The organism is Bradyrhizobium sp. 23 (assembly GCF_023073295.1).
Classification (GTDB): Bacteria; Pseudomonadota; Alphaproteobacteria; order Rhizobiales; family Xanthobacteraceae; genus Bradyrhizobium; species Bradyrhizobium canariense_D.
This window is the reverse complement of the sequence record NZ_JADPJF010000042.1, coordinates 446,941-459,575: the sequence shown is the minus strand read 5'-3', so window position 1 is coordinate 459,575 and position 12,635 is coordinate 446,941. Positions and strand designations below refer to the sequence as shown.

Sequence of the window (12,635 nt, the reverse complement as noted above, 5' to 3'; positions counted from 1 at the left end):
CCAGCCATTTCGGCACCCAGCGCTCCGGGCGCGGGGCGCGGGCAAGATCGGCTTGCGCCTCCGACAGCTTCGCGGGCTCGCCCTCGATGGTCGGGCGCACATCATATTCGAAGTTCGGCATGACGCGGCCGTCGGCATAGAGACCGAATTTCATGGCGTACCACAGCCCGAGCTCGGGCTGTGCGCGGCGCATCTCCTCACGCAGATCGCGCAGCAGGGATTCGATCGAGGCGGCTTCCTCGAACGGCTGCGGCCCGCGCGACAGGACGCGCGCCTCGTACTGCTTGCCGACGATCGCGACCTCGAAATGCGTCTTGTCCCAGGCGTTCTTGCCCTTGGGGAGATGCGCGGCCAGGCGCCAGCCGAGCTCGGCCATCAGGCGATGATTGGCCCAATAGTCTTCGCGCTCCCGGCTCCATCTTTCCATGAAGCCGCGAAAGTCGGGCAGCTCCGAGGGATGGTTATCGGCCGCCGCCGTCTCCCCGGTCGGCCGTCCTGTCAGCCACTGCGCGAGTTCGACCGTCTGGCATTCGACCTCGTCATGTGGCTTCAGATCGCTCCAAGCGTTGTCGAATTGCTGTGATGTCAGTTTTGCCAGCAGACCATCGAGGCTCGGCGCCAGCAGCTCGTGATCGCCCTCGGACCCAAGCCCCACGATCGGCGGATTGTCGCGGTCGAGACCCGCGCCATACCAGCCGCCAACAGCCGAGCCATCCGACAGCCGCATGAACAGCGAAAACCGGTCGCGCAAGGGACTGCCGTCAACAATAGGCGCCTGATCGGAAAACTGGCCCTGCAGCGAGAAGCAGCCGACGCTGCCCCAGGGCCGTCCCTTCAGCCAGCCGGCAAAGTCCAGCAACAGCGGCGGCGCCTCGATGCCCGGCGGAAACGCGCCGCGAATGCTGTCGAGGTCGATCGAATAAGGCGTGTCGGACAAGGCTTAAAACTATCTGGTTGGTCCCGCCCCTCTTGGTCCGAACCGTCAGGCGTTCGGTTCGAGCCAATTCGCGTTCGCTGATCACAAACGCGCTAGAGACGTAATGGTTTCCCGGCGCGCATCTCTCTCCTGCCCCATGCACGCTGGGCGTGTGGTCTGCAAGGCGGCGCTTGACAAGCCCGGCCATTCGCATGTATTGCCGCGCCCCATGATCAACGCTCGGACCCATCAGCGCACCGAAATGCTCCGCCGTCGCTTCCGCGACGATGAGAGGGTGCGCCATGTCCGACGACGCCGCTGAAGCACTGAATTCAGCGTAGGTTTTCGAGAAGGCCGCACCCGCAAGGTGCGGCCTTCTTGCTTTTCGCGCCCCCTTTTCCACCCGCCTCCAGAGGAGTTCGACATGACCACCGCCACCCATCCGTATGACGCGTTGATGGACATCACCGCTCGGCCCAAGGCCGTGTTCGTTCGCGGCGCCGGCTCCTACCTCTGGGACGACAGCCGCAAGCGCTATCTCGATTTCGTACAGGGCTGGGCGGTCAACTGCCTCGGCCACTCCCCGCCCGCGATCGCCAACGCGCTTGCCGTGCAGGCCAAGCGGCTGCTGACGCCAAGCCCCGCCTTCTACAACGAGCCAAGCCTGAAGCTCGCGCAGGCGCTGGTTGCAGACAGCGCGTTCGACCAGGTGTTCTTTGCCAATTCCGGCGCGGAAGCCAACGAGGGCGCGATCAAGCTCGCGCGCAAATATGGCAGCCTGCATCGAGGTGGCGCGTACGAGATCATCAGCTTCGAAGGCGGCTTTCACGGCCGCACCTTGGCGACGATGTCGGCCTCGGGCAAGAAGGCCTTTGAGCCGCTGTTCGAGCCAAAGGTCGCCGGCTTCAAGAAGGCGAAGCTCAACGACATCGCCTCGGTCGAAAAGCTGATCAACGACAACTCCGTCGCTGTGATGATCGAGCCGATCCAGGGGGAATCAGGCGTATGGCCGGCGACCGATCAGTTCTTGCAGGAGTTGCGCGCCCTCACCGACGCGCACGGCCTCCTCCTGATCTTCGACGAGATCCAGACCGGGATGGGCCGGACCGGCAAGCTCTTCCACTACGAGCACACCGGCATCGCGCCCGACATCATGACGCTCGGCAAGGGCATCGGCGGCGGCGTGCCGCTCGCGGCGCTGCTCGCGACCGAACGCGCGGCCTGCTTCGAGCACGGCGACCAGGGCGGCACGTTCAACGGCAACCCGATCATGTGCGCGGCGGGGCTTGCGGTGCTCGACGAGGTCAGCAAGCCGGAGTTCCTGAAGACGGCGACCGAAACCGGGCTGCTGCTCGAAAGCGAGCTGCAGAAGGTCTCGGCGCGGCATGGGCTCGGGGAAGTGCGAGGTCGCGGGCTCCTGCTCGCGCTCGACCTCAAGCTGCCGATCGCGCCCGGCATCGTCGCGCAGGCGTTCGAGGCCGGCGTCCTCCTCAACGCGCCGCAGGTGGACACGTTGCGCTTCATGCCGGCGCTGAACGTCACGCGGGCCGAGATCGCCGAGATGATCGATTGTCTCGACGGGATCTTGACCAGAGCCGGCGCGGCACGGCGGGTGGCGTAGACGGCCCGCTCTCTTCTCCGTCATGGCCGGGCTTGTCCCGGCCATCTACGCCTTGAGGCGCGGCACGAAGAGCGTGGATGCCCGGGACACGCCCGGGCATGACGACTTCGGCAAGACGTTCTTTACGGCTTCAAGATCGACGCACCCGTGGTCTTGCGGCTTTCGAGATCGATATGCGCCTTGGCGGCGTCTTTGAGCGCGTAGGCATGGTTGATCGGCACGTGCAGCTTGCCGTTGATGACGGCGGCGAACAGCGTGTCAGCGCCTTCCAGCAACTCCTTGCGCGTTCCGATATAGTCGTTGAGCTTGGGCCGGGTCGCAAACAGCGAGCCGTGGGTGTTGAGCTCGGCGATCGAGAACGGCGGCACCGGGCCTGAGGCATTGCCGAAGGAGACGAACATCCCGCGCGGCTTCAGGCAGGACAGCGAGCCCGGGAACGTCGCCTTGCCGACACCGTCATAAACCACGTCGCAGCCCTCGTTGCGGCTGATCTGTTTGACGCGCGCAACGAAGTCTTCCTCGTTGTAGAGGATCACATGGTCGCAGCCATTGGCCTCGGCAAGCGCAGCCTTCTCGCGCGAGCCGACGGTGCCGATGACGTGGGCACCCATGGCCCTCGCCCATTGGCAGGCAAGCAGGCCGATGCCGCCGGCCGCGGCATGGATCAGCACGCGATGATGCGGCTCGACCTTGAAGGTCTTGTGCAGGAGATACCACACCGTCAGCCCCTTCAGCATCAGCACGGCGCCCTGCTCGTGGGTGATGTGGTCGGGCAGCTTGACCAGCCGCTCCCAGGGGATGTTGCGCTCCCCGGTATAGGCGCCGAGATTGTGGTAGTAGGCGACGCGGTCGCCGGGATGGAAATTCGTCACGCCCGGCCCGACCGCGACGACCTCGCCCGAGGCTTCGTTGCCGGCGATGAAGGGCAGCCCCGGCGCCTTGTAGAGGCCGGTGCGGTAATAGACGTCGATGAAGTTCAGGCCGACGGCATGCTGGACGATGCGCACCTCGCCGGGCCCGGGCGCCGGAACATCGACGCTCTCATAGACCAGGGCTTCGGGGCCTCCGACCTTGTGCACACGGACGGCTTTGGTCATACCTGACCTCCTTTTCTCGCGGGCCAGCGAAAGACATCGCGCCCGCCTTGTCAACTCGACGCGGGCTGGAACGCCTAGACCGACGGCTTGCCGGTCTTCCTGCGGTTGCGTTTCGCTAGCACGTTGAAAAACTCGACCGCTGCCGAGAACGCAATCGCGAAATAGATGTAGCCGCGCGGGATGTGGAATTGGAATCCGTCCGCAACCAGCGCGACGCCGATCAGCACCAGGAAGGCCAGAGCCAGCATTTTCGTGGTCGGATGCTCCGCGACGAACCGCGACACCGGTCCGGCCGAAATGTACATGATGAGACAGGCGATCACGACGGCCGCGATCATGATTTCGAGGTCCTGCGCCATGCCGATCGCCGTGATGATCGAGTCCAGCGAGAACACGATGTCGATGATCACGATCTGGACGATGACCCAGAAGAAAGCGTTACGAGGTGACTTCTCGCCGCCCTCGCCGTCATCGGCTTCGACCTCGCCATGAATCTCGTGCGTCGCCTTCGCAATCAGGAACAGACCGCCGCCGATCAGGATGAGGTCGCGCCAGGAGAAGCCGTAACCGGAAAACGAAAACACCGGCGCGGTCAGGCCGATCAGCCAGACCAGGAGGCTGAGCAGGATGATGCGGAAGATCAGCGCCAGCGCGAGCCCGATCTGGCGGGCGCGGTGCGCCTGCTTCTCGGGAATGCGCGAGACGATCACCGACAGGAAGATGACGTTGTCGATGCCGAGCACGATCTCGAGCGCGGTCAAGGTGAGGAGCGCGGCCCAGGCTTCGGGGCTGGTCAACAGGTGCATCATGCGAAGGATCTTGTCAGCCGTATCAATGCGTCGCTGAAGCTGATCCAGAGCGCGATCGCGCAGAGCGCGACAGTCACACCGGTGCCGACGCGAAAGTCCATCTGCAGCGTGTAGAAGGAGAGCAGAGCCCAGATGGCGATCAGCGACATCGTCAGCCAGCGCAGCCGCACGACGCGCACCGGATGCAGCACGTGGAACGGCACGAAGGTCAGCACCACCAGGGCCGCTACTAGCAGCGTCGAGAGCAGAGGCGGCCAGTGCAGCAGAAACAGATAGAACGCCGCCGCATTCCACAGCGCCGGAAAACCGCGGAAATGATTGTCGTCCGCTTTCATGCGCAGATCGGCGAAATATAATGCGCTGGTGACGATGATGGCGACGCCGAGCAGGGGAGCTGCGACCGGCAGCAGCAAGCCGCTGGCCACGATCGCATAGGCCGGCACGAAGACGTAAGTGACGAAATCGACCACGAGGTCGAGCACGTCGCCCGACCAGTTCGGCTGCACGTCCTTGACGTTGAGCCGGCGCGCGATCGGCCCGTCGATCGCGTCGATGATGAGGGCGACGCCCAGCCATTGAAACATCGCCGCCCAGTGCTCACGCACGGCCTCAAGCATCGCCAGCAGCGCGATCGCCGCACCGAACGCGGTGAAGATGTGCACCGAGAAGGCAGCGGCGCGGATCGCGGGCCTGGGCTTCAGGGAATCCTCTTGGCTGTCCATGACTTCTGCTATCAGAATGACACCGGTTTGCACATAAGCCATTGCGGCGCCTGGTCGCACAATTCGTCATAAAATCAGGGAAATATGAGTGGGCTTGAATTTGCCGCGGGGCATGTCCAATGTCGTTCCATGACAGATGCATCGACACTCTTTGACGCGGCCGTGATCGGCGGCGGACCGGCGGGACTGAGCGCCGCCATCGCATTGGCGCAGGCGGGCGCACGGACCGCGCTGGTGGCGCGTCGCATGCCTTATGCCGACAATCGAACCACGGCGCTACTCGGTGCCTCCGTCGATCTGCTGGAGAGCCTCGACGTCTGGCCGCGCTGCAAGGACAAGGCGGCCGCGCTCGAAATCATGCGGCTCGTCGACGACACCGGCCGGCTGTTTCGTGCGCCGGAGGTCCGGTTCTCCTGCCACGAAATCGGCCTCGATGCCTTCGGCTACAACATCGACAACCGCTCGCTGATGCTGGCGCTGGAAGCGCGCGCGGCCGAACTGCTCGATGTCGTCCGTTTCGACGACGAGGCCGAAACTGTCGTCATCGAAGCCGATGACGTCGCGATCCGCACGGCCGCTGCGCAATTTCTCTCGGCCCGCCTCGTGGTCGGGGCCGACGGCCGGCATTCGCTGTGCCGCGAAGCCTCCGGCATCGCGGTGACGCGGCGCGAGCTGACCCAGACGGCACTGACTTTCAACGTCGGGCACGCGCGGCCCCACCGCAACGTCTCGACCGAGTTCCACACCCCGCATGGTCCTTGCGTGTTCGTGCCCCTGCCCGGCGATCGTTCCAGCGTCGTCTGGGTCTCGGCGCCTGCGGACGCCGAGCGGCTTCGCGGCCTGAGCGATGAGGAATTGTCCGCCGCGATCGAGAAGCAGTCGCATTCGATCCTCGGGCGCATGACGGTGGAGCCGGGCCGCCATCTGTTCCCGCTGGCGATCGAACGTCCCAAATCCTTCGGCGGCGACCGCATTGCGCTGGTCGGCGAAGCCGCCCATGTGGTTCCCCCGATCGGCGCCCAGGGTCTCAATCTCGGCCTCCGCGATGCCGCCGACATTGCGAGGCTTGCAGGCGAGGCCATCGCATCAGGCCAAGATCCCGGCGCAGCAGACGTGCTCAAGCGTTATGACCGGGCGCGGCGTCCGGACATCCTGAGCCGGACCTTTGCGATCGACATCGCCAACCGCTCGCTGCTCAACGATTTCCTGCCACTCCAGCCCGTCCGCGCGGTCGGCATGCACCTGCTCGGCGCGATCGGCCCGCTCCGGCGTTTTGCGATGCGCGAGGGGCTCACGCCGACTTGGCGGAAGTAACCGCCGCTCAAGGAAACGCCAGCCGGCCAGTCTGGATCGCCCACATCACGCTGGTCAGCGTGACCACGGACGCAAACGTCCCGAGCAGCACCGCGACGGAGGCAGACTCGATCCAGGCGTCGTTCTGCCGGGCGATGACGAACACGTTTAGCGCCGGCGGCAGCGAGGCCATCAGCACGGCGGTCGCGGCCCAGGGCTGCGCAAACGGGCCGAGCGCCAGCATCAGGCCGAAAGCTGCAAGCGGATGGATCAGGAGCTTGATCGCGATCACGCCCGGCACTTCCCACGGGACCCGATCGAACGGGCGGAGCGCCACGGTCACGCCGAGCACGAACAGCGCGGTCGGAGCGGCTGCGTTCTGGAGGAAGGTGATGGTGCGATCGAGTGCGACGGGCATCTCGATATGCAGCGATGCGAAGGCCGCGCCAAAGCAGGCCGACATGATCAGCGGGTTGAGCACGATCTGCTTCAGCACGACGCCGAAGGCATGCACGATCGAGGGATGATCGCGGTCGGAGAGCTCGATCAGCAACGGCACGATCGTGAACAGGAAGATGCTGTCGCAGCAGAAGATCAGCGCAGTCGGCGCGGAGGCCTTCGGCCCGAGCACGGCGAGCGCCAGCCCCGGTCCCATGTAGCCGATATTGCCGTAGCCGCCGGAGAGCCCGGCGAGCGTCGCCTCGCGCAGCGTCAGCCCGCCCAAAACCTTGCCGACGACCAGCGCGAGTGTGAACGCCGCAACGGTCGACAGGGTGGTCGCGACCAGGAACGGCGGGTTGTTCAATTCCGAAAACGGCGTCTTCGACATGATCGCAAACAGCAGCGCCGGCAGCGACACATAGAGCAGGAAGAAGTTCATCCAGGCGAGGCCCGATTCCGGCAGGGATTTGACCTTGCCACAGGCGAATCCAACGAAGATCAAGCCGAAATATGGTAGAGCCAGATTGAGGATATCGACCATTGATGAAGTGTTTTCTGAAGATTGGGGGCCTATCTGCCCCGCAACCGCGGGTTAATTCCAGATCAGGGCACTAGCATCGGCCACAATCCTGGTCTATCGACGGGGAATGATTAAAGCGCGGACCGCCAAATTCCAGATCGGACAGGTCGTGCGCCACCGGATCTTCTCGTTCCGGGGCGTGATCTTCGACATCGATCCGGAATTCAACAACACCGAAGAGTGGTGGCTGTCGATCCCCGAGGAGGTGCGGCCCCACAAGGACCAGCCGTTCTATCACCTGCTCGCGGAGAACTCGGAGTCGGAATACGTCGCCTATGTCTCCGAGCAGAATCTCGTGCCGGACGATTCCGGCGAGCCGGTCCGGCATTCCCAGGTCGCCGAGATCTTCGTCAAGGACAAGACCGGCTATCGCCCGCGCAATCCTTCGCTGAACTGAGTTTCGAAGCCATCAACTGGCCAGCAAAAAAGGCGCTCGAACCGAGCGCCTTTTTCATGTGCGGGATTGATCCCTGATTACTTCTGTCCGGCCGGAGCGGCGCCAGGCGCTTGCTGCTGCTTCTTCTGCAGCTCTTCAGCCTTCTTCTGGAGCTCTTCCTGCAGCTTCCTCTGGGTTTCCTCGAACACCTTCGGATCGGTCGGCGGGCCGTCATAGGCCTTCTGGAATTCGCCGGCGAGCGGCAGCGGCAGCGTCAGCGGTGCGCCGTTGGCATTGATCGCCTGAACAACGAGGTTCTGGCCCTTCTTCATGTTGTTGATGAACTCGGGCGTGGCTTCGTAGTCGGACATGCAGCCGTTCTGGAAGCAGATCACATACGGGCTCTGCAACGGCGGATTGTTGTCCACGATGATGCGGGTGCCGTGCACCAACTGCATGCCGAGCGGCAGCGTCACGCGCAGGATCTTTTTCGGCTCGCCTTCTGGCTCGATGATGACGGCCGCGATGACCGGCTGGCCCGACTCGATACGGCCGTCCTTGCCGGTGAAGCAGACCTGCTTGGCATTGGCGTCCTGGCCCTTGAGGCAGAACTTGGTCCAGGGGGCGTAGATCAGCTGGATTTGCTGATCGGCCGGCTGGGCCGCGCCCTGCTGCGCTGGAGCGCCCTGCGCCGGAGCGCCCTGGGCGGGTGCCGGCTGGGCCGGTGCCTGAGCGGCCGGCGCCGGAGCCTTGGGGGCAGCCTTCGGAGCGGCCTTCGGGGTCGCCTTGGGCGCGGGCGTGCCCGGAGCTGGCGCGGGAGCCTGGGCCTCGGCGGCAAACGGGACGGCCAACGCCGTCGCCGTCAACAAGGCGAGAAGTCGCCCGCGCGGCCGGACGGACGCGGCCAAGTAACGGAAATTCATTGCGGAAAACCCTTTCTGAACGGGAAGTGCCCGAACCGCTTCGACGCACCGAGCCTGGCCGCGTTGGGCGCGGCTCTCTCCCCGTCAAATGAGGCAGATAAGTGACGGGCTCGGCGCTCTTGCGCGATTGCGTGCCTTCTTAACGTGGCCGACGAAAAGATCAATGCCGACAAGCGCCTTTGACCGCGCGTCGGCGTGCGCCCCCGGGAAAATCCCTGTGATAGGATTCAGGCCTGCGGTCCTCGAATCAACGTGTCCACATGTTCATGTTCCAGTGCCTTCTCGAGGGCCGTCCTGAAGGTCTTTGCGTCCGCCTCTGTGTCCTGGCTTTCGCCTTGGGGCTCCCGTTTTCCTTGGGGCTTCCGGCCAGCGGCGCAGAGGCCGAGGAAGCCCACGCCATCGCCATGCACGGCAAGCCGGCGATGCCTGCCGGTTTCACCCACATGCCTTACGTCAACCCTGACGCCCCCAAGGGCGGCCGGCTGACCTGGGGCGTTCTCGGCACCTTCGACAGCCTCAATCCCTTCATCGTCAAGGGACTGGCCGTGCAGCCGGTCCGGAACTACGTGGTCGAGAGCCTGCTCGCGCGCGGCAATGACGAGCCGTTCACGCTTTACGGACTGCTCGCCAGATCGGTCGAGACCGATGACGAGCGCAGCTTTGTCACGTTCCACATCGATCCCCGCGCGCGCTTCTCCGACGGCAAGCCGGTCCGCGCCGAGGACGTGCTGTTCTCCTGGCAGTTGCTGCGCGACCACGGCCGCCCCAACCACCGGCAATATTACGGCAAGGTGGCAAGGGCCGAGGCGCCGGATCCCCTCACCGTCCGCTTCGACCTTGCGGGAGCCAATGACCGCGAACTGCCGCTGATCCTCGGCCTGATGCCGATCCTGCCGAAACATGCGGTCGACGTCGCGGCTTTCGAGGAGACGACGCTGTCGGGCCCGGTCGGCTCCGGCCCCTATCGCGTCACCGCCGTGAGGCCCGGTGCCAGCGTGACGCTCACCCGCAATCCCGACTATTGGGGCCGTGACCTCGCCATCAATCGCGGGCTCTACAATTTCGAGGAGATCAGGCTCGACTATTTTCGCGAAGCCAACGGCCAGTTCGAAGCTTTCAAGCGCGGCCTCTATGATTTCCGCATCGAGCACGAGCCGCTGCGCTGGCACGACGGCTACGACTTTCCCGCGGCGAAGAATGGCGACGTGATCCGCGACACCTTCAAGCCGGGCGTGCCGCAACCTTCCGAATTTCTGGTGTTCAACACGAGGCGTCCCATATTCGCCGACATCCGCGTGCGCCAGGCCTTGACGCTGTTGTTCGATTTCGAGCTGGTGAACCGCAACTACTTCTTCAACCTCTACTCGCGCGTCGCCGGCTATTTTGCCGGCTCGGACCTCTCAGCGTATGGCAAGCCTGCGGATGCGCGCGAGCGCGAGTTGCTCAATCCGTTCGCCGCGCAGATCCCGCCTGACATCATGGACGGCAGCTACCGCCTGCCGGTGACCGACGGTTCGGGCCGCGACCGGACCACGCTGCGCGCGGCGCTGAAGCTGTTGTCGGAGGCCGGCTACGATCTCGACGGCACCGTGCTGCGCAACCGTGCGACCAAGGCGCCCTTCACCTTCGAGATCCTGGTCACGACCCGCGACCAGGAACGCGTCGCGCTTGCCTTTCAGCGCGACCTCAGGCGCGCCGGCATCGAGCCCAGCGTGCGATCGGTCGATCCCGTGCAGTTCGACCAGCGCCGGCTCGCCTACGAATTCGACATGATCCAGAACCGCTGGGACCAGTCCCTGTCGCCCGGCAACGAGCAATATTTCTACTGGGGGAGCGCTGCCGCCGACAGTCCGGGCACCCGCAACTACATGGGGGCCCGGGATCCCGCGGTCGATGCGATGATCGCCGCACTGCTGGAAGCCCGTGAACACACGGATTTCGTATCCGCGGTGCGGGCGCTCGACCGCGCTTTGATCTCCGGTTTCTATACAATCCCCCTGTTTAACGTATCCGAGCAATGGATCGCGCGCTGGAATCGGATAGAACGGCCAGAGGCCACCTCGCTGTCCGGCTATTTGCCGGAGACCTGGTGGTCGAAGGGGCAGCCGCAAGCTCATCAAGCAAAGTGACGCCGTGAACCAGCCAGCCGTATCGCCGACGCTCGACACACTGTTTCAGCGCACGCTGATGCGGCAGCCGCACGCGACCGCTCTGCTCGACCCCCTGAACAAGTTCCGCGTGACCGGGCACGAGCCGCGGCGGATGAGCTATGCCGAGGCTGACACCGCCATCGAGGCGCTGTCCGCCTATTTCGTCGAATCAGGCCTGCCGGCCAATTCCGTCATCGCCATCCAACTGCCGAATACGGTCGAGTTCGTGCTCACCGTTCTCGCCGCCCATCGCGCCGGTCTTGTCGTCGCCGTGCTGCCGCTGCTCTGGCGCCATGCCGAACTGACCGCCGCTCTCAATCGTACCGCGGCGCGCGCCATCGTCACCATGAGCACGGTCGACGGCGTCAGCTATGCCGATCTCGCCATGCACGCGGCCGCGGAAGCCTTCTCGATTCGCCATGTCTGCGGCTTCGGCACCAACCTGCCCGAAGGCATGGCCTCGCTCGACGACGTGCAGGCCCGTCCGCCCGGCACAGCGCGCGCCGTGATTCAGGATGGCCGCAAGGCGGCGATGATCTCCTTCGACGTCACCGCGGAAGGCTTTCGTCCGGTGCCGCGGCCGCATTTCAGCCTGATCGCCGGGGGGCTCGCGATGTCGCTGGAAGCCGACATCAGGCAAGGCGCAACCGTGATGGCGGCGTTCACGCCGATGTCGTTCGCAGGGCTCGCCTCCTCGCTCGCGGTGTGGCTGCTGTGCGGCGGCACGCTGGCGCTGCATCACCCCTTCGAGAACGACGTGCTGGAGCAGCAGATCAATGCGCACGAATGCGACGTGCTGATCGCACCGGCACAGTTCGCCCAGCGGCTCGGCGATTCCGAGCTGGCGGCGCGGATGCCGAGCTTGCGCAACGTCATCGGCCTGTGGCGCGCCCCCGAGCAGGTGTCGGCGAGCGAGGCATGGATTGCGCCGCATGCGCCTTTCACGGACGTCTATCTGTTCGGCGAGGCCGGATTGTTCGGCGCCCGGCGTGGCGAGGACGGCATGCCGGTGCCGGTGATGCCGGGACCGCACGGCGCGCCGCGCGAGCAGTCGGGTTCGTCGATCGCCGGCGAGATTCTGCTGACGCCGAAGGGCACGCTCGGGCTGCGCGGCCCGATGGTGCCGATCGCGGCCTACGCCCCGCCGCCGCCGGTCGGCGACACCCTGATCGCGCAACCGCCACGCGACTATGTCGATACCGGCTACGCCGCGCGGCTCGACCGTCCCAGCGGCGCGATCTGTATCACCGCGCCGCCCTCCGGGATCATGGCCGTCGGCGGCTACCGCTTCCTCTCCAACGACCTGCAGGAATGGGCGCGCCGGCTCGGCCAGGGCGCCCTGCTGACCGCGCTGCCTGACCGGCTCTCCGGTCACCGGCTCGCGGGCCGGGCTCAGGACAATGCCCGCGCCCGCGAGGCGCTCAGCGAACTCGGGCTTAACCCCCTGATGGTCGAAGCTTTTCGCGACCGTTCCGGGCCGGTCTAAGCGGAGTTTCGACCGTTCCATTGACGCTGCATTAAGGCGGCCGGACTAGATTGCGCAGCACCTGTTGCGTGACCAGAGTTTCTCGATGTCCCAGGCCGGCCCGATCCTGTTTGTGTCCAATGGCGAGCGGCCGACCTTCCTTGCGGCGCTGGACGAGGCGCGATTCTTTCCCGTGATCGACACCGGCTGGGCCGGCGCTGCGCGCGCGGTCGAAGAGGTAC

Annotated in this window: 11 protein-coding genes; 5 read left to right on the top strand and 6 right to left on the bottom strand. The window is 65.1% G+C overall.

Annotation, left to right across the window (positions count from 1 at the left end):
- Window positions 1-937 (bottom strand): hypothetical protein (locus IVB32_RS12010; RefSeq protein ID WP_247410412.1); only part of this gene is annotated, 937 nt, incomplete at its 3' end.
- 403 nt (window positions 938-1,340) lie between these two features.
- Between IVB32_RS12010 and IVB32_RS12005 the strand changes: the two genes are divergently transcribed.
- Window positions 1,341-2,537: an acetylornithine transaminase gene (locus tag IVB32_RS12005; protein ID WP_085384082.1), complete on the top strand. Its 1,197-nt coding sequence runs from the start codon at window positions 1,341-1,343 to the stop codon at window positions 2,535-2,537.
- A 122-nt stretch (window positions 2,538-2,659) separates the two neighbouring features.
- On the opposite strand, the gene IVB32_RS12000 is transcribed toward IVB32_RS12005, so the two are convergent.
- From IVB32_RS12000 to pcsA, 3 genes are all read right to left on the bottom strand, one after another.
- On the bottom strand, window positions 2,660-3,634 hold the full coding sequence (locus IVB32_RS12000; RefSeq protein WP_018457922.1) for a quinone oxidoreductase: 975 nt from the start codon (window positions 3,632-3,634) through the stop codon (window positions 2,660-2,662).
- A gap of 74 nt (window positions 3,635-3,708) precedes the next feature.
- Window positions 3,709-4,443 carry a TerC family protein gene (locus tag IVB32_RS11995; protein WP_018457923.1) on the bottom strand — a complete coding sequence of 245 codons (735 nt, stop codon included), beginning with the start codon at window positions 4,441-4,443 and terminating at the stop codon, window positions 3,709-3,711.
- Entirely contained in the window at window positions 4,440-5,207 is a 768-nt protein-coding gene (gene pcsA / locus IVB32_RS11990; RefSeq protein WP_085353096.1) for a phosphatidylcholine synthase, read from the bottom strand. The genes IVB32_RS11995 and pcsA overlap by 4 nt, the downstream gene beginning before the upstream one ends.
- Before the next feature lie 87 nt (window positions 5,208-5,294).
- On the opposite strand from pcsA, the gene IVB32_RS11985 reads away from it, so the two are divergent.
- Complete coding sequence (locus tag IVB32_RS11985) at window positions 5,295-6,479, top strand: UbiH/UbiF family hydroxylase (protein WP_247410411.1); 1,185 nt, start codon at window positions 5,295-5,297, stop codon at window positions 6,477-6,479.
- A gap of 7 nt (window positions 6,480-6,486) precedes the next feature.
- Here the strand turns inward: IVB32_RS11985 and IVB32_RS11980 are convergent, their stop codons facing one another.
- Entirely contained in the window at window positions 6,487-7,440 is a 954-nt protein-coding gene (locus IVB32_RS11980; protein WP_204511255.1) for an AEC family transporter, read from the bottom strand.
- A 106-nt stretch (window positions 7,441-7,546) separates the two neighbouring features.
- Here IVB32_RS11980 and hspQ point away from each other — a divergent pair, with 106 nt between their 5' ends.
- Window positions 7,547-7,876, top strand: a complete 330-nt coding sequence (gene hspQ / locus IVB32_RS11975) for a heat shock protein HspQ (protein ID WP_018457927.1) — start codon at window positions 7,547-7,549, stop codon at window positions 7,874-7,876.
- Window positions 7,877-7,953: 77 nt separating this feature from the next.
- Here the strand turns inward: hspQ and IVB32_RS11970 are convergent, their stop codons facing one another.
- Window positions 7,954-8,778, bottom strand: a complete 825-nt coding sequence (locus tag IVB32_RS11970) for an invasion associated locus B family protein (protein ID WP_018457928.1) — start codon at window positions 8,776-8,778, stop codon at window positions 7,954-7,956.
- Between the two features lie 260 nt (window positions 8,779-9,038).
- Here IVB32_RS11970 and IVB32_RS11965 point away from each other — a divergent pair, with 260 nt between their 5' ends.
- Both IVB32_RS11965 and IVB32_RS11960 read left to right on the top strand, forming a co-directional pair.
- Window positions 9,039-10,907: an extracellular solute-binding protein gene (locus IVB32_RS11965; RefSeq protein WP_247410410.1), complete on the top strand. Its 1,869-nt coding sequence runs from the start codon at window positions 9,039-9,041 to the stop codon at window positions 10,905-10,907.
- 4 nt (window positions 10,908-10,911) lie between these two features.
- A complete protein-coding gene (locus tag IVB32_RS11960; protein WP_247296681.1) occupies window positions 10,912-12,414 on the top strand; it encodes an AMP-binding protein in 1,503 nt (500 codons plus the stop codon).
- The last annotated feature ends 221 nt before the right edge of the window (window positions 12,415-12,635 follow it).